Origin of the sequence: Kangiella sediminilitoris (assembly GCF_001708405.1) — a bacterium.
GTDB classification, from domain to species: domain Bacteria; phylum Pseudomonadota; class Gammaproteobacteria; order Enterobacterales; family Kangiellaceae; genus Kangiella; species Kangiella sediminilitoris.
In genome coordinates, this window is record NZ_CP012418.1 from 1463712 (window position 1) to 1481483 (window position 17772).

The 17772-nt window shown below is 42.0% G+C and carries 14 protein-coding genes; 1 reads left to right on the forward strand and 13 read right to left on the reverse strand.

The features are described 5' to 3' along the window. Positions 1-62 precede the first annotated feature (62 nt). The 5 genes from egtD to cysG form a co-directional block, all read right to left on the reverse strand. A complete protein-coding gene (gene egtD / locus KS2013_RS06730; protein ID WP_068991523.1) occupies positions 63-998 on the reverse strand; it encodes an L-histidine N(alpha)-methyltransferase in 936 nt (311 codons plus the stop codon). Positions 999-1006: 8 nt separating this feature from the next. After that, complete coding sequence (egtB, locus tag KS2013_RS06735; RefSeq protein ID WP_068991526.1) at positions 1007-2299, reverse strand: ergothioneine biosynthesis protein EgtB; 1293 nt, start codon at positions 2297-2299, stop codon at positions 1007-1009. A gap of 35 nt (positions 2300-2334) precedes the next feature. Beyond that, positions 2335-3108, reverse strand: a complete 774-nt coding sequence (locus KS2013_RS06740; protein WP_169816860.1) for a PhzF family phenazine biosynthesis protein — start codon at positions 3106-3108, stop codon at positions 2335-2337. 116 nt (positions 3109-3224) lie between these two features. Then, positions 3225-4190: a cysteine synthase A gene (gene cysK, locus KS2013_RS06745; protein ID WP_068991536.1), complete on the reverse strand. Its 966-nt coding sequence runs from the start codon at positions 4188-4190 to the stop codon at positions 3225-3227. 2 nt (positions 4191-4192) lie between these two features. After that, a complete protein-coding gene (cysG, locus tag KS2013_RS06750) occupies positions 4193-5638 on the reverse strand; it encodes a siroheme synthase CysG (protein WP_068991540.1) in 1446 nt (481 codons plus the stop codon). A 170-nt stretch (positions 5639-5808) separates the two neighbouring features. On the opposite strand from cysG, the gene KS2013_RS06755 reads away from it, so the two are divergent. Beyond that, complete coding sequence (locus tag KS2013_RS06755) at positions 5809-6822, forward strand: LysR substrate-binding domain-containing protein (protein ID WP_068991544.1); 1014 nt, start codon at positions 5809-5811, stop codon at positions 6820-6822. A gap of 64 nt (positions 6823-6886) precedes the next feature. Here the strand turns inward: KS2013_RS06755 and KS2013_RS06760 are convergent, their stop codons facing one another. The 8 genes from KS2013_RS06760 to KS2013_RS06795 form a co-directional block, all read right to left on the reverse strand. Next, the gene (locus tag KS2013_RS06760) at positions 6887-7600 is read right to left on the reverse strand and encodes a phosphoadenylyl-sulfate reductase (protein ID WP_068991548.1); all 714 of its coding nucleotides are present in this window, start codon (positions 7598-7600) and stop codon (positions 6887-6889) included. Between the two features lie 20 nt (positions 7601-7620). After that, positions 7621-9327, reverse strand: a complete 1707-nt coding sequence (gene cysI / locus KS2013_RS06765; RefSeq protein WP_068991553.1) for an assimilatory sulfite reductase (NADPH) hemoprotein subunit — start codon at positions 9325-9327, stop codon at positions 7621-7623. Next, complete coding sequence (locus KS2013_RS06770) at positions 9327-11141, reverse strand: assimilatory sulfite reductase (NADPH) flavoprotein subunit (protein ID WP_068991556.1); 1815 nt, start codon at positions 11139-11141, stop codon at positions 9327-9329. Before KS2013_RS06770 ends, cysI begins: the two co-directional genes overlap by 1 nt. Positions 11142-11254: 113 nt before the next feature. Then, positions 11255-12031 carry a ferredoxin--NADP reductase gene (locus tag KS2013_RS06775; RefSeq protein ID WP_068991561.1) on the reverse strand — a complete coding sequence of 259 codons (777 nt, stop codon included), beginning with the start codon at positions 12029-12031 and terminating at the stop codon, positions 11255-11257. A gap of 179 nt (positions 12032-12210) precedes the next feature. Next, complete coding sequence (gene metF, locus KS2013_RS06780) at positions 12211-13137, reverse strand: methylenetetrahydrofolate reductase (protein WP_068991563.1); 927 nt, start codon at positions 13135-13137, stop codon at positions 12211-12213. After that, complete coding sequence (metL, locus tag KS2013_RS06785; protein ID WP_068991568.1) at positions 13137-15527, reverse strand: bifunctional aspartate kinase/homoserine dehydrogenase II; 2391 nt, start codon at positions 15525-15527, stop codon at positions 13137-13139. Before metL ends, metF begins: the two co-directional genes overlap by 1 nt. Continuing rightward, a complete protein-coding gene (gene metB / locus KS2013_RS06790; protein WP_068991572.1) occupies positions 15520-16707 on the reverse strand; it encodes a cystathionine gamma-synthase in 1188 nt (395 codons plus the stop codon). Before metB ends, metL begins: the two co-directional genes overlap by 8 nt. Then, entirely contained in the window at positions 16676-17758 is a 1083-nt protein-coding gene (locus tag KS2013_RS06795) for an alpha/beta fold hydrolase (RefSeq protein WP_068991581.1), read from the reverse strand. Before KS2013_RS06795 ends, metB begins: the two co-directional genes overlap by 32 nt. Positions 17759-17772 lie beyond the last annotated feature (14 nt).

The following is a 17772-nucleotide window of genomic DNA, read 5'->3' on the forward strand; positions in this document are numbered from 1 at the left end:
GACATGCTCAGGCTTTTATCATTTTTTAACAAATCTATCAGCGCTATAATTCCTGAGTGTCTTCAAATGGCACTTAAGTAATTCACGCTAAACAGCTCATTATTATCAAGCCAACTCTCTTCTAGAAAGAACCCGGACTCTTTGGCCAGGCTTGCAATTCCCTGAAGAGTATATTTATATGAATGTTCCGTATGAACCAACTCACCTTTTTCAAATACTATTTTTTGTCCTTGTACTTCATAACTCTGATCCTCTTGGCTTCGAAGGTACATTTCAATCCGCTGCTGAGTTGAATTATACAATGCATGATGTTCAAATTTTTTGACATCAAAATCCGAATTAAGAACTTCATTAATATGGGACAACGTATTAAGGTTAAACTGTGCGGTAACTCCCTTATTATCGTTATAAGCAGCATGAAGAATGTCATTATCTTTATGTAGGTCAACACCCAGTATCATTCCACCCTCGCTACCAACAAGCTGTCTCATTTGCTTTAAAAAAATGTGCGCTTCATCAGGTTCAAAGTTGCCAATAGTTGAGCCGGGATAAAATGCATACTTTTTATAATGCTGGTATCTTTCAGGCAGGTTAATGGGTTGTGAAAAATCACTGGCGATAGGAAAAACTTCAAGCCAGGGATAGTCATTTGAAAGTCGTTTGGAGGATTGTTCAAGAAAATCTTTAGACACATCCTGCGGGACATAAACCTCAGGATGCAGTGCGTCCAGTAAAAACTCTATTTTTTTACAGCTTCCCGCGCCGGGCTCTACAATTAAGGCACTTCGCTTAATGTAATTGGCAATCTCGTCAGCCTTACTCAGTAAAATTTTACGCTCTGTCCTGGTTGGGTAATACTCATCAAGTTGTGTAATCTGTTCGAACAACTTAGAGCCCTTGTGATTATAAAAGTACTTAGGATTAATAAACTTTTGTTCTGCTAACAACCCCTCAAGGATGGCCTGCCGTTCTTCTTCAACTTGTTGCGCTGTATTCACAAAAACTCCTATAGATCTCTGGCTAAACGGAAACCTGAAAACTGCCACCGGGCATCAGGGTAGAAAAAATTACGGTAGGTAGCACGAATATGATCCTGTGACGTCACACAGGAACCGCCTCTCAACACAAACTGATTTGCCATAAACTTACCGTTGTACTCACCAACTGCCCCTTCTAGTGGTTTAAAGCCAGGATACGGCCTGTAACTGCTTTGGGTCCACTCCCATACATCACCAAACAACTGTTGAATGCCAATCTCACTATGAACAGGAATCGGCTCAAGATGCTCTGTGTGTAAAAAGTTACCACTACCTGAGACTTGTAGCGCAGCATGCTCCCACTCCTCTTCGGTCGGAAGCCTCGACGATTTCCAAGTCGCATATGCATCGGCTTCATAGTAGCTTATATGACAGAGGGGACTTGATAAGTTGACAGGCTTAATGCCAAGCAAAGTATAGTGATACCAACGGCCTTCTCTTTTAAACCAGTATAAAGGAGCGGCCCAGCCATTTTTCTTCCTGGCATCCCAACCGTCACTAAGCCAAAGCTTTGGCTGCTGATACCCCCCGCTTTCTATAAACTCAATATATTCACCATTAGTTACAAGACGATTACTCAGCTCATAAGAGTTTAAGTAAACCTGGTGTTTAGGACATTCGTTATCAAAAGAGAAGGTCGATGACCCTGCTAAATTATTGACTCCAATAGTAACGAGACCAGAATCAAATTGACTCCATTGTGCAGGACTGCTGCTAATACCATCAAAATGTGCTTCCGATCGTGTGGCACAATAAGCTGGAAACATTGGGTTTTGAAAAAGGTTGTATTTTAAATCCGTTAACAAAAGCTCCTGATGTTGCTGTTCATGATGAATTCCGAGCTCTACTAGAGGAATAACCTTTTTGAGCAGGTCTTCAGTGGCCGAGTTTAACAGCTGACTAATGCTATCTGTAACAAGCTTTCTATATTCAAAAACCTCTTCGACTGTCGGCCGTGATAATAGGTGCCTTTTGGCTCTTGGATACTGCTCTCCCACTGCGTTGTAATAGGAGTTAAAGAGGAACTCAAACTGTGAATCGTAAGCCTTATAGTCAGCGGCATACTTGCACAAGATAAAGGTTTCAAAAAACCAGCTTGTATGAGCTAAGTGCCATTTTGCCGGACTAGTTTCTGCAACGGCCTGCAGCCCGTAGTCCTCTACGGCAAGATTTTCACACAAAACCTCTGTTAACTCGCGCACTCTTATAAAACGAGCTTCATGATTTAGGAGACTTGCATTAGACTCAATCTCTTCCAGCATATAATCCTCGAAAGCCAGTATCTTGAAAACCTATCTTACCCATCAATAAAAACATTACCAGAAATCCAGACGGCTCCATGTTCAAATCGTCCCTTAAGAAAAGCTCCTCCGGGAGATAATTGAAGCGCGTTGACTTCAGGTTTGCCTAGTTTTTTTGACCAATATGAAGTTAACACTCTATTGGCAGAACCCGTTGCTTTATCTTCAGTAACACCGTGTTGTGGAGCAAAGTATCTAAAGCAGTAATCAAGTTTATTTCTGTTACTTTTTTGAGTGGCGATAAGGGCTCTCTGAGTAGAGCTTTTTAACACATCTGAGTTAATCACCAAGGATGACAAGTCAAAATCCGCGGGCCACTCCATTACCCAATAACCATTACTGGGTCCAGCTCTACTGACATCAGCAGGGGGTACACTTAAACAAGTTGCTATCCAGTCAGGAGCTAAGTCAGGTTCAGCAACAAGCTCTGAGAACTTAACCCAAACGGAACTATCAGACTGTACTTCAACCTGAACCTTATCACTGACTGTTTTTATGGTCATAGAGTGGAATCCATAATCTGTCAAAACTCTTGCACAGGCTAAAAGTCCGTGACCACAGAGCAGAATTTCATGGGAAGTATTAAAAAACCTTACATTAATTGAATTGTTATCATTGAGCTGTAAGAAACAAGTGGCAGGTGCACGCTCCTCCTGGGCAAGGGCTTGCATTTGCCTTACTTCCAGTGGTTCGGTAAGAACATAAACTACCGCGGTAGTACCGAGTAGGTTTTCAGCAGCAAAAACGGATACGCTATATCGTTTAGACACAATAAGTTCGTATTTATCATCCAAGAATAGATTATGCCCTTGTTTAAGGCAAAACATCAAACTTGAAGTTATACAAAAAAGCCCGCCAAGGACGGGCTCTTTTACGCCATGAAGCGCTACTTATTTAAAGTAGCTAACACATCGTCATCCGAACCTTCATCAATATCTTCAAACAAGAAAGTGCTCATATAGCGCTCACCCGTATCCGGCAACATTGCCAAGATATTCGATCCTTCAGGGGCATCCTTAGCTACCTCCAGTGCAGCAGCGAACGTCGCACCAGCCGAAATACCACAAAATATACCCTCGTTTCGAGCCAGTTCCAGAGCAGTGTCCCGAGCCAACACATCATCAATAAGCACAACATCATCGTAGATTTCAGTATTCATCACATCGGCTATAAAGTCAGGTGTCCAGCCCTGAATCTTATGTGGCTGCCATTCCTGTCCTTTCAGTAGAGCTGCAACCTTTGGTTCAGTAGCAATAATTTTGATGTCCGGACGAGCGACTTTAAGCACTTCACCCACACCGGTAATAGTACCGCCTGTACCATAGCCACTGACAAAATAGTCAAGATCATCGTTAGCAAAAGCTCTTAGTATTTCTGGTGCGGTTGAGTTGCGGTGATAGGCAGGGTTTGCCTCATTTTCAAATTGGCGAGCTAAAAACCAACCATTTTTATCTGCTAGTTGCTCAGCAACTTTAACCATACCAGTACCGCGCTCTGCAGCTGGTGTAAGAACAACTTTTGCTCCTAGTGCTCGCATAATTTTTCGGCGCTCAACAGAAAATGTTTCTGTCATCACAGCTACAAAAGGATATCCTTTGGCGGCACAGACCATAGCCAAAGCAATACCAGTATTTCCTGAAGTAGCCTCAACAACAGTTTGCCCGGGCGTTAATAATCCTTTTTTCTCCGCATCATTGATAATCGCAAAAGCTAACCGATCTTTAACCGATGCCAAGGGATTAAAATACTCAGCCTTCACAAACATATTAACGTGCTTAGGACCTAAGCGATTAATTTTTACAATAGGTGTATTTCCTATTGTATCCAGAATTGAATTGTAAATTTTGCTCATCGTTATATAGCCTCTTTAATATCGTGATACTGACCACTTGGGCAGGTATCATTAAAATGTGAATTCGACGTAATTAACTGGCTTTTTTCAAACCAGCCCAGGTCATTCGCCAGCACGGCAACCTCACCAATAACGATCAGAGAAGGAGAAACTATATCGTGCTGCCTAACTAGTAACGGTAGATCCTTTAATACACCGGTTATGACTCTTTGCTGAGGCAAAGTTCCATTTTCAATCAGAGCGATTGGGGTCGATGCGTTTCGTCCATGCTTAATTAACTGCTCTGACAAAGTTTCATTTCTTAATAGTCCCATATATACAACAACCGTTTGTTGTTCTCTAGCTAAACTCTGCCAATTTAAGCTATCTTCAGAGTTCTTGCAGTGTGCTGTTATAAACATAACCGTCTGTGAGTATTCACGGTGAGTCAAAGGAATACCAGCATAACTTGAGCAACCCGAAGCTGCTGTTATGCCGGGTATAACCTCATAATTAACTCCGGCCTGAACCAGCTGCAGCAACTCTTCTCCGCCACGACCATAAATAAAGGGGTCGCCACCTTTTAAACGAACGACAGTCAACCCCTGATTTGCATAGTGTACTAGTAGGCGGTTAGTTTCTGTCTGTACTACACTATGTTTCTTGGCACGTTTGCCAACGTTAACCAATGTCGCATCGCGTCTTACCTGCTCTAAAATGTCATCTGAAACCAGAGCATCATGTAAAACAATATCGGCCTTCTGTAAGACTTTTAAGGCTTTCACCGTTAGAAGCTCAGCATCACCAGGCCCTGCTCCGACTAAATATACTTTCCCGACAGGCTCTGCCTGCCGTTCATACATGCTAACAACATCAGAAAAGCCTTGACTCAGAACGTCATTATTTTCAATCGCATTCTCAATGTACCACTCCGAGAAATCTCGTTTATTTTTTAAACTCGGAAACTTTTTTTTTACCAAAGGTCGAAACTGCTTTAGCCTACGGAGAAGACCACCTAAATTTTTTGGGAATAACCATTCAATGGTTTCACGTATTTTTCGGGCCAAAACAGGTGATACACCGCCAGTTGATACAGCAACCAATAAAGGCGAACGATCGATAATAGCAGGCATAATAAAAGTACTTAGCTCTAGGTCATCAACCACATTAACCCATATATTTCGAGACCGGGCAGCTACACTGACCTGTTGATTCAGTTCTTTGATATCTGTGGCGGCCACAGCAAGATAAGCGTCATCAAGTAGGTACTCCCTGAAAGGTTCTTGATACAACTTCAAGCCACGCTGTTTAGCCAATGCCAAGACTTCTTCAGAAAATTCAAGCGCCACCAGGCTGACTTTGGCGTCAGCTTTTAATAAGCTTTTCAGTTTCCTACAGGCAATTTCACCCCCTCCTACAATCAGGCAGGGCTGCTCTTGAAGTTTTACTGTAATTGGAAAATACTCCACGTATTACCTGTTTTTGTCATTCATTTAGATGACTATATCTAAACATTCACAGCTAATTTTCATAAATAATCTTTGGACAATCACATATAACCAATAGGAATATACAACTTGCATTTAGACGTCTATACGTATACTATCGCCTGACTATACGGTTCTTAGAAGCAAAAATTATGAAATTACAGCAATTGAACTATCTAGTAGCCATTGCTGATAATAATCTGAGCATTACAAAAGCGGCTGAAAAACTATATACATCACAACCCGGTATAAGTAAGCAGCTAAGGTTATTAGAAAGTGAACTAGAGACTAAAATATTTGAGAGAAACGGCAAACAGCTGGCAGGTATCACAGAATTGGGTGAGGAAGTTATCAGTCGTGCTCGTAAGGTTCTTCATGAAATAAACCACATTAAAAATATTACCAACCTGATTAATGACAGCGACTCGGGAAGATTTTCAATTGCCACGACCCAAACCCAGGCTCAGTATGTCTTACCTAAGGTGTTCAGTAGCTTCCATGGCCGCTACCCTAATCTGACTATAGATTTACAACAGGGTACCTCGGAGCAGATTCTCAGTCAGCTGCAGAAACAAGAGGTAGACTTTGCCATTGCTTCAGGCAATATCGACTTGGGAGCAAATATTGTAAAAATTCCTTGTTTCCAATGGGATCGGACAGTTCTGTTCCCTCATGATCACCCTCTCGGAGATTTAAAAAAGATCCAGCTTGAAGACTTAGCAAAGTACCCGATTGTAACTTATCCATTTATGGGAAACGCAAAACAATCAAGTCTGACCGATGCCTTTAAAAAAGAAAATCTGGAGCCGAATATTGTATTCACTGCTCGCGATGCGGATGTTATTAAGACCTATGTACGCAATGGCTTTGGAATTGGCATAGTTGCAAGTATGGCATTTTCACCACAGAAGGATCGTGACCTGCTGGGATATTCAACAAAGGATATTTTACCTCGCTGCACAACCTGGTTGGCATTTAACAAAAATATATTCCTTAAAAAATATATGAAGGATTTTATCAATGATTTTGCACCTCATATATCAAGTGAACAGTTAAGTCACTATATACATCAGGACTACACCTCTTCATTACAACTAATGCATGAGCATGAATCCGATAAAGCAGAGGATAAACCATTACCGATGCACCAAATGTGGCACATTTAAAATCCCAGTTATATAAGAACAGGTAGCTATAACGCTGCCTTTTTTATACTCATTCAACAGCTTCTTATAATCCAGACAAAGTATCTAGATGAAGCCCACATTCTCTTACAACACCACCAAATCGAGTTTCTTCCTCTGACATGTCAGCACTGAGCGGCTTGGTACTATGGATATCACCGATAGACACATATCCCTTGTGCCATAGAGGATGATAAGGTAAATCATGGCGTTTTAAATACTCATGAATCGTCTTATTGCCCCAGTCAATGATTGGGTGAACTTTAAAACGCCCTTTAAAAGATTGAACGACCGGCAAAGTTTCTCGAGACGATGCTTGCTGTCGTCTCAATCCAGAAAACCAGGTTGCGATATGCAACTCTTCAAGCGCCCTGTCCATCGGCTCAACTTTATTTCGGTTATTGTAAGACTGTATGCCCTTCTTACCATTTTGCCATTGCTTACCATAACGAGCTTCCTGCCATGCGGTGCTTAGCTCACTGCGATAAACTTTTAAGTTAAGATTTAAACGTTTGGTTAATTGATCAACAAACTGATAGGTCTCAGGAAATAAATAGCCCGTATCGACTAATATTACTGGAATATCAGGTTTGAGTTGTGTCAACAGATGCAAACTGACCGCTGACTGTGCCCCAAAGCTTGAAGCCAGAGCTAAATTGTGTGGCAGATTCTCAAGGGCAAACTCAGCACGCTCCTGAGCTGAGACACTCTCTAATTTTTCATTTACCTGCTCTAACCATGATTGGCTTGCTAAACTCATGTTAACCTCAGTACCTTACTTTAACGATGAAAGTCTTCACCGTTGTAAACGGCATCAACATAGCCTTCGCGTATCACAAAATCACCAAAAAATTCTCCGTCATTTCGGTTTGCGGCAAAGCGCTCAAAGAGTGGAGATAATTCTTCTAAAATTTGAGCTTCATTAATATTTTCACGATAGAGCTTATTGACACGATCGCCCTGATGGCTTGCACCAAGGTATAGGTTATATTTCCCCGGTGCTTTTCCAACAAAACCAATCTCACCCAGGTAGGGGCGTGCACAACCATTGGGACAACCCGTCATGCGAATATTAATGGGAACATCAGAAATGCCATGCTGATCAAGCTGTTCTTCAATTTTACCAGTTAATGTTGGCAAGTAGCGTTCAGCTTCAGCCATGGCTAGAGCACATGTAGGGAAAGCCACACATGCCAGTGAATTTAAACGTGTAGGCGTTTCTGTTTCACCTGTGCTGATCCTGTATTCTCTGAGCAAACTCTCGATAGTGGCTTTATTTTCCTCTCTCACATTACTGATAATAAGATTCTGGTTGGGTGAGCAACGAAACTCTCCATCATGAACATTTGCGATAGCCAATAAACCGCTAAAGATTTTAGATTGCTCAGAATCCTTGATGCGTCCACTATGGATATATAATGTGAGGTGCCAGTTACCATCATCTGTCTGTATCCAGCCGTAACGGTCACCATTATGTTTAAATTCAAATGGCTTTGCTTGATCCAGAGTCCACCCCAGATAGTCGGCTAAAACTTCTTTAAAAACATCGACAGTTAAACGATCAATGGTGTACTTTAACCGAGCAAGTTTCCGGACTTCTCGATTACCATAGTCGCGCTGTACTTTTAAAATTGCTTCGACCGCTGCCAAGGTATCTTCTGGCTGACAAAAGCCTAGAACACTGGCCGCTCGAGGATATGTCTCGGCATCGCCATGAGAACTTCCCATACCGCCGCCGGCCAATATATTAAAACCAACTAACTTGCCACCTTCTTCAATTGCAACCAGGCCAATATCGTTAGCATATACATCAACGTCATTATAAGGTGGAACGGCAATGGCAATTTTAAATTTTCTTGGTAGATAGGTTTTGCCATAAATGGGTTCTTCTGTGGTTTCTACCTTCTCACCACCCAGCCAGATCTCATGATAAGCATTAGTGTTAGGTAACAAGTGCTCACTGATCTTTTTCGACCATTCATAAACCTCCTGATGAAGTTGTGACGTTTCATACAGAGGATTTGCCATAACATTGCGGTTTACATCTCCACAGGCAGCTATCGAATCAACTAAAGCCGTATTAATCCCCGCGATCGTTTTTTTCAGGTCACGTTTAAACACTCCGTGCCATTGGTACGTTTGTCGGGTCGTTAAACGAAGACTGCTACCGCCATATTTCTGAGCAATATCTGCCAGCACTTTATATTGTTCTGACGTTGCCACTCCACCCGGTAGACGAGCCCTTATCATAAACGAATACAAAGGTTCTAACTTTTGTTTGCGGCGTTCATTTCGTAGGTCTCGGTCATCCTGCTGGTAGGAACCATGGAATTTAATAATCATCTGATCATCATCGGCTACCGCACCCGTAACTTCCCCCTGCAAACTCTCCTCTAAAGTGCCTCGCAGATAATTACTGTTAACCTTTATCGTTTCAACATCAGAGTGATGCTTCGGATCATATTCTGTTGGCTTTACTTTACTCATTAATAAATATCTCTCTGGTAACGATTGTCCAGTTTTAACTGCTTTAAGTATTGCCTGGCTCCATCTTCATTAAGGCCACCCTGCTCCTGAGCTATCTGTAGCAGCGCTTCCTCAACGTCTTTGGCCATGCGGTGCATATCACCACAGACATAAAAGTACGCGCCACTCTCAAGCCACTGCCAAACCTCAGTCCCCTGCTCCAGCAGCTTATGCTGTACGTATACCTTTTCTTCGCTATCTCGGGAGAAGGCCAAGGAAACTTTTGTCAAAACTCCAGACTTAAGAAAGTTTTGTATTTCAACCTGATAAAGAAAATCTGTATTAAAGTGCGGGTTGCCAAAGAACAACCAGTTTTCGCCAGAGTTCTCTGTCGTTTCACGATGTTGGAGAAATGCTCTGAATGGAGCAATGCCAGTTCCGGGACCTACCATAATAATCGGAGCATCAGATTCAGGAAGCTTAAATTTTGGATTCTTCTCGATAAAGATACCCACCTCATCGCCCTCACCGAGATTCTGAGTCAGGTAATGACTGGCCAGTCCATAGCGTGTCCCAAAACTATTTGTTACTGAAACATGGTTGAGTGTCAGGTGCACCTCATACGCTGTTTCTTCCTGGCTGGAAGAAATAGAATACAACCTAGGTTTAATAGGTTTTAATAAATCTACCAATTGCTGAGCTGTGAGGTTTGGCTTGGCGATTTTTACCACATCAATAAACTGATGTTGCTCAATAAAGTCCGAAAAGCCACTCTCTATAATATCCTGCAGCTCATTACTCGGCGCTAATTCAAGCATGCTTTGCAAGCTACCCTTATTGATTAAAGTCAGCTCTGCCTTTTCTTTTAAAACGGTTCTCAGCGGAAAGTTTTGCTGTCTGAACAAGACTGTCTCGTTCGGGTCAAACTGTAAAATTTTTATGATTTCATCGACTAGAGAGTCTTTGTTATGGGCAATAATCCCCACTGAGTCCCCGGGTTGATACTGGATTCCCGACTCTTCGATATCAATTTCCACGTGGTAAGTTTCTTTCGGCGAGCCAGTCCCAGTGATACGTTGAATGGTTTCTACTGTAGCCAGGTAAGGATTATTTTTATCGTAGGAAGTAACCGATGATTCTTGCTGTATTCCAGAATCACTTACAGCAGTAAAGGTTGAATTATTATTAGCAGTAACATGTTCCTGGATAGAACTGACTACTTGAGCAATCCATAGCTCCGCCTGCTCTTCGTAGTCAACATCACACAGAACCGGTTCAAGCAATACAGAAGATCCCCCGTCACTTAAGGCCGTATTAAAATCCTTAGCCGTTTGACAGAAAAATTCATAACTGGAGTCACCAAGCCCTAAAACTGCATGGCGAATGCCTTCAAGCTTTGCTCTCTTTTTGCTGAAAATGGCTTCGTGTAATTCAATAGCATCATCAGGTGGCTCACCTTCCCCGTGAGTGGAAGCCGTCAATAGGATAGCTGAATAGTTTTTTAGATCTTTGAGTTTTATATCCAGAGTGGACTTAAGAACCGCATCTATGCCCTTTTGAAGCAAAGCCTCAAACAAACTTTCTGCAATGGATTGTGCGTTTCCGGTTTGCGATGCATAAAGCACTAGTACAGGTTGTATCGGTTCTGCTGTGGTTATAGAAACAGTCGTCGAATCTGACAGGTAAGCGTCCGGAGCTTGATTTTCTAGTAACCCAGCACAGTAGCCGCTTAACCAGCACAACTCCTGAGGATTAAGAGATTTGATTTTATCAACTAACTCATCACCGATGAGTTTACTGGCTAACCAGTTAGGCTTTTGTTCTTTGGCTGTCACGTCTATGCATCAATTATTAACAATGATGCTATTATTGGTGTATAGACGTCTACTCTCTACAAATTAACAACTATAAATTTATGCCATAAAGTTATATGGCAGATTTTTTATAACTATTCGACAAAAGCCCGTTCAATCACATAGTCACCCTGAATACCCATTTTGGGGCTAATTTCAAACCCTTTGGAATCTAGCATATTAGATAAATCTTCTAACATTCCCGGGCTTCCGCAAATCATCGCACGGTCAAACTTTGGGTCCATCTTATCCAGATCTAATGTTGACTCAATTTGTCCCTCTTGCAAGGCGTGAGTGAGGCGCCCTTGATTTTGATAAGGCTCGCGTGTAACTGTTGGGTAATAAAGAAGCTTTTCTTTGATGATATCCCCGAGGTACTCATGCTGTGGAAGCTCCTGCATAATCTTTTCCTGATAGCACAGTTCACTGACGTAACGAACTCCATGGCACAAGATAATTTTGTCAAACTTTTCGTAAGTTTCAGGGCACTGGATAATACTCATGAAGGGAGCGAGGCCAGTACCTGTAGCGAGTAGATATAAGTTTCGTCCTGACTTAACATCGTCGACTACCAGCGTTCCTGTGGGCTTTTTGCTGACCATGATTTCATCGCCTGGCTTTAAATGCTGCAAACGAGACGTCAGAGCTCCATCGGGAACCTTAATACTGAAAAACTCCAGTTGTTCTTCGTAATTAGGGCTCGCTATACTATAAGCACGCATTACTTTCTTGCCACCTTCAAGCGGCAAGCCAATCATAATAAACTCGCCGTTTCTAAAGCGTAGACTTTGATCACGTGTTGTCTGGAAGCTGAATAAGGTATCATTCCAGTGTTTTACTGATAGTACTTTTTCTGTATTTAGGTTACTCATGAGTTCCACCCTTCGCAGGATTTAGGCGAATTATATAAGAACAGACTCTAATTGCAAACGATTCTCAATAAGCTAAAACGATAAAAAGATTAGAAAAATTAATCGATAGGAAATTAGGACAATCAAGAGTAGGCAAAAAAGCCTACTCCACTATTATAAACAAATGATTGGGTCTTGTTTCAAGCGACTGATGGAAGACAACGCTTCCCTAAACTGTGGCATATCGCATAGGTTAAATCAGCACGGTTAAGCGTGTAAAAATGAAAGTCCTCAACCCCCTCTTTTACGAGAAGTTTTACCTGCTCAATAGCAATATGAGAAGCGATTAATCGACTGGTTTCTGGATCATCCTGAAGTCCTTCATACACCTTGAACATCCACTCAGGTATATCGACCTGAGTAAATTTTGCAAACTTCAAAAGTTGCGGAAAATTGGTCACCGGCAAAATACCGGGATTTAAATCAATACCAATACCTTCTTCATCACACCGGTCTCTGAAACGTAAATACTTTTCGGCACTAAAGAAAAACTGGCTGATGGCGCGAGAAGCACCTGCATCAACTTTTCTTTTAAGGTTCTGTAAGTCACTTTCGGCACTTTCTGCTTCGGGGTGTACTTCTGGGTAGGCTGCAACACTGATTTCGAAGTCGTGTAAAGACTTAAGCTTATGAATAAGATCCGTCGCATACTGGAAGTCTCCTGTTTTGCTGTCATCACCCAGATCACCACGTAAAGCAACAATATGACGAACCCCCTTCTCCCAGTAGTCCTCGGCAATAGCCTCGATTTCTGATTCACTTGACCCGATACAGGTCAAGTGAGGTACAGCAGTTAGTCCAGTTTCGCGAATAATTTTTGTAATCACATCATGCGTTCTGGAGCGTGTGCTGGCAGCAGCCCCGTAGGTCACAGACACAAACTCAGGGTTCAAAGGTTCCAATTTCTTGATACTTTTCCAAAGAGTCTTCTGCATTTCGGGTGACTTGGGTGGAAAGAATTCAAAAGAGACGTTCACTTTTCCATCCAAATCAGCTATTTGCTCATTTAAAAACTCGGCAATACGAGCTTCCTCATAAGTTGGCGCCTTGTTGTTTAGAGATGCCATTATTGCCCCCTTAGTAAATCGCACAAATCATTCAAAACACCACCCGCAGTAACTTCTCGACCTGCACCTGGTCCCTGAATGATTAGCGGATTGTCCTTATACCAGTCGCTTTCAACCTGAAAAATATTATCGCAGGGGTTTAATGAAGCAAATGGATGATTACTCTCGATAAACTCCAGTTTCAACGAAAGCTTTTGCGGTGTTAGCGTCGCGATATAGCGTATTACTCGACCCTTAGACTCGGCCTTGTTCAATAACTGCTGATAAAATGTGTTGATGTCTCTGTAGTGACTCCAAAAATCATCAATAGCTCCCTGCAATAAGTCCCCTGAAATTGCCGCTTCAAACTCTTCCGGCGCATCGTCAAAGCCAAGTTGCTGTGCGAGAATTCGTATCTTGCGTATTACGTCATTACCAGACAGGTCTTCACGCGGGTCTGGTTCTGTAAAAGCATTGTCCTGAGCGACTTTAAGTAACTTTGTGAAAGGTTCCGATCCATCATATTCACTAAACAACCATGACAAAGAGCCTGAAAAAATACCACTAAGTTTTTGTATGCGGTCTCCGGACTCCAGAAGATTTTTTATCACTGCTTGAATGGGTAAACCAGCCCCAGCCGTTGTATTCTTTTTCCAAACGCGATGGTTAGCATTAATCTCACGCTGAACTTCCCGCGCATAAGCTTTATCAGAAGCAGCAATTTTGTTAGCCGAGATAATATGCCATTTATTATTAGCAAAACTTTGGTAACGACCTGATACTGTCTGACTTGCCGTTGTATCAACAATAATAATCTCACGACCAGAGTATTGCTCAAGCCAGTCAAACACCTGCTCAGAGCTATTATCGTTACCCTTAGCAAGTTCAGCCTCTATTGATTTCAGTTCCAGTCCATTTTGCTCATAAATAAATCGTTTACTATTGGCTACCGCCAGTAACTGAATCGTTCGGTTTAGCTCATTGCCTAACCGTTCATATCCCTGGTCCATTAACTCAATAAATTTCTTGCCAATGTTCCCATAACCCAATACCACAATCGGTACAGTAGGTTCACGATGGAAAAAACTGGTATGAAGATCATGTAATAAAGACTCCGCCTGATCATCCTCTATAACCACGGATAGGCTGTGACTGTTATTTGGGTAATGGATTTCCTGCGTATCAAAGCTGCTTAAGCGACGAATGAAGCGCTCAATAATACGCTTATCCTGACGGATATTTTGACCAACCAGTGAGATTAAAGTCATATTGGATAGCAGAACAGATGGGTAATGCTGTAATGCCTTGATGGTTGAGGTTACGCTGAAAACATCGCTCTTCTCAATATAGAAGGTTAACTTATGTTGTGTAATGTCATAGCCGTTAACATAACTGGCGATGTTCTTTTCAGCAATTTTCTTCTGAATGCGTCGCGCCTGTAGCTCATCAATAGAATGAACACAAACCTTATGTAGCTTTGGTTTAAAGGTTATCGTTTTGACACGATTGGTTGAGGAAATATCTTGTGATACTACTGTGCCTTTTTTGTGGGGGAGTTCAAAACTCTTGATTCGAACCTGTCCTTTATAAGACAACAATGGTAAGACGGTTTTTTCATGTAATACATTTGAACCGAGTTCAGACAGGGCCTGTGCTTCGCATAAAGTTAAACTCTCAACTAATAGCGGCTGTTTAATAATTTTTGGATCCGCCGTATAGATCCCATTGACATCAGTCCAAATTGTTATGCTGGGTGCATTAATCAAGTAGCCGAGAGCAGTTGCAGAAAAGTCACTGCCGTTTCTGCCAAGCGTAGTTTTCCTAAGCTCTCTATCCAACGCTATAAATCCAGTCACGATAAAAACGGCATCGATCTCTGACTGGTAAAGCTCAGCCAGTGCATTATCCGCAAACGATTGATCGAATGGATACTGGTAAGTGTCAGTATTTAATTTTAAACATCGACAGCTATCCACAGCTAACGACTTATGGCCAATTCGGTTCAAAACGTCGGAAAGAATTAGAGACGACCAAACTTCACCATGGGACAGAATCTCACTTTGAGAGTAGTGTGGTTTACCAATCGTAGTACAGATACTGACAATATCTGCTTTAATACTGTCTAACACCTTCCCATCAAACTGTAGATCCTGTTGCAGGCTTTCAAAGTAGTCAATAAGTACGCGGCCATCAGCTAGACCACCCTCAGTCAGTGCTAACAACCAATTAGTCACATTTCCGTTAGCAGAAACCACTACCAGATCCCCTGGCTGAACTTGTGAAGTAATAATGTCTGCTACAGCATTGATAGACTCAGCCGTAGCAAGGCAGGTCCCCCCAAACTTATGAACCTTATGTTTACCATTTTTGTGTAGGAGCTCGGAGCCCAGGGCAAAATTATTCTCAGCCATTGCTCACCTCCTGCTGTAAGTTTCCTAGCTTATTCTCAACAAAATCGAAGGCTTGTTTAAGATCAGATAATAGGTCCTCTAACTCCTCAATCCCAACGGAGACGCGTAATAACTGGGGTGTTATACCTGCCTCTAATTGAGCAGATTTATCCATAGCAGCATGTGTCATTGTTGCTGGATGACAAATTAAACTTTCCACACCTCCCAGTGACTCTGCTAATGAAAAGAGTTTCAGTGATTTAATAAAAATTGCTAAGGTTTCCTGATCGAACTTTGTTGTAAACGACAACATGGCACCGAAACCTGTCTGCTGTTTACGCGCAATCAAATGTCCCGGATGATACTCCAGGCCTGGATAGTAAACATTTTCCACTAAACAGTTCTTATCAAGGTACTCTGCGATAGATTGTGCATTTTCCTCGTGCTTCTTTATACGAATTCCAAGAGTTCGAATTCCCCGAGTGGTGATAAAGCTATCAAAAGGAGATGCAGTGATACCGATACAGTTCGCCCACCACGCAATTTGCTCGTAAAGACCTTCCGCTTTAGCAATTACCGCTCCACCAACAACATCGCTGTGACCATTGATGTATTTGGTGGTTGAATGAATAACCAGATCAGCTCCAAGATCTAAGGGCTTCTGCTGGATTGGTGACAAAAACGTATTGTCTACAACCTTTATTACATCGTCACCGGCCTGCTCGCACAGTTGCACAATATCAACAATACGAAGCAAAGGGTTGCTTGGAGTTTCCATCCATAACATACGGGGCTTTTCGGTTAAAGCAGCCGCAAAAGTCTCACTGTCACCCTGATCAACAAACTTAACCCTGCATCCCCCTTTGTTAGCCAATGATGTAAATAAACGATAGGTACCTCCATAGCAGTCATGTGGAACAAGGACTAGATCGCTTGGCTGTAATAACTGGGTGACCAGATGAACGGCTGACATGCCACTCGATGTTACTACAGCTCCTGCGCCATTTTCTAAATCTGCCAGACAGTCTGCCAGCACATCTCGAGTAGGGTTACCTGAGCGACTATAATCATATTTTCTAGGGCTCCCTAAGTTTTCAAAAGTATAGTTACTGGACAAATATAGAGGTGGAGTTACAGCTCCATACTGCTCATCAGTTTCGATGCCCGCTCTAACAGCTTGTGTAGCTTGTTGATGGCTCATCATTTTCTCCTAAAATCTTTTTCAATAATTTTGTTAATGACCTAAATTCTTTTAAAAATGCGTCGTGACCATATATTGAATCAAGACGATAAAATTGAGATAGTCCTTTTACGTTATGCGCAAGCCTGCGCATTGAATCGAAACTGACTAGCCGATCACTGGGCACAGCTATAAAGTGACACTCGCATTGGATCTGAGAGGCATTAACTGAATGGGAGTCAATTGAGTCTAATAAAGCACTGTAATCATCAATGCTGAAGCTCTTGGCAAACTTTCCTCCCTGGTGGTTTAAATAGCTAAAAATTGTTTGCTCGAAACCAATTATTTGGCCCTTTGAATCATGCGGAACAGGATCATCAAACTGAACTTTAAATATCTCTTCGGTACGGTAAAACAGTATGGAAAGCTGGCGAGCAAGAGAAAGTGCATCTCGTGCTTGTTTTTCATCAGAGGCAATTTCAAGTAAAGATTTTTGTATCTTCCGAAGACCACGAGCAGTATGAGTGCTGCGGTCGCTGGCAGAAATGCATACTAACTGTTCAATTGAATTAGGAAAAAGCTCTGCGAAACTAAGCCCAACCATGCCCCCATATGAACTTCCAACAAATGTAATCGGAGAGTTAAGATTTAGGTTTGCTAATAATGCTTTTAAAATTACCGCCTGGTCGGTAGGTGTTAGACAAAATTGGTTATGTCCCAAGCTAGTATTAACTGATAGTTGTGGAATATAGTTAAATGATAAGACGCAGGTCTGTTCAGTATTTACTGCCTTGCCTTTTCCGACTAACTCTTGCCACCAACCGTGCTTTCGGGACTTTTTGTCCACCAACAAATTTCCATCTTGCGTGACTTCACGACTCGCTGAAATCCCTCCTAATACAACAGTAACTGGTAATCCAGGATCACCATAAAGGGAATATTCTATATTCACTCCCTTGTTAACATGCCCTTCACTTAGTGCTAGTGGGCACTGCAAATACAAGTTATCAAATATTGCGTGACCATGGATATGAGCATTTGGGGTTGTTTGCCGTTTGCTACTTGTCAGCATGTTAGCTTCTCAAT

Excerpts from the sequence above, each read along its gene's own strand:
- egtB (WP_068991526.1), bottom strand. The coding sequence starts at position 2,299 with ATGCTGGAAGAGATTGAGTCTAATGCAAGTCTCCTAAATCATGAAGCT.
- cysK (WP_068991536.1), bottom strand. The coding sequence starts at position 4,190 with ATGAGCAAAATTTACAATTCAATTCTGGATACAATAGGAAATACACCT.
- KS2013_RS06755 (WP_068991544.1), top strand. The coding sequence starts at position 5,809 with ATGAAATTACAGCAATTGAACTATCTAGTAGCCATTGCTGATAATAAT.
- KS2013_RS06760 (WP_068991548.1), bottom strand. The coding sequence starts at position 7,600 with ATGAGTTTAGCAAGCCAATCATGGTTAGAGCAGGTAAATGAAAAATTA.
- cysI (WP_068991553.1), bottom strand. The coding sequence starts at position 9,327 with ATGAGTAAAGTAAAGCCAACAGAATATGATCCGAAGCATCACTCTGAT.
- KS2013_RS06775 (WP_068991561.1), bottom strand. The coding sequence starts at position 12,031 with ATGAGTAACCTAAATACAGAAAAAGTACTATCAGTAAAACACTGGAAT.
- metF (WP_068991563.1), bottom strand. The coding sequence starts at position 13,137 with ATGGCATCTCTAAACAACAAGGCGCCAACTTATGAGGAAGCTCGTATT.
- metL (WP_068991568.1), bottom strand. The coding sequence starts at position 15,527 with ATGGCTGAGAATAATTTTGCCCTGGGCTCCGAGCTCCTACACAAAAAT.
- metB (WP_068991572.1), bottom strand. The coding sequence starts at position 16,707 with ATGAGCCATCAACAAGCTACACAAGCTGTTAGAGCGGGCATCGAAACT.
- KS2013_RS06795 (WP_068991581.1), bottom strand. The coding sequence starts at position 17,758 with ATGCTGACAAGTAGCAAACGGCAAACAACCCCAAATGCTCATATCCAT.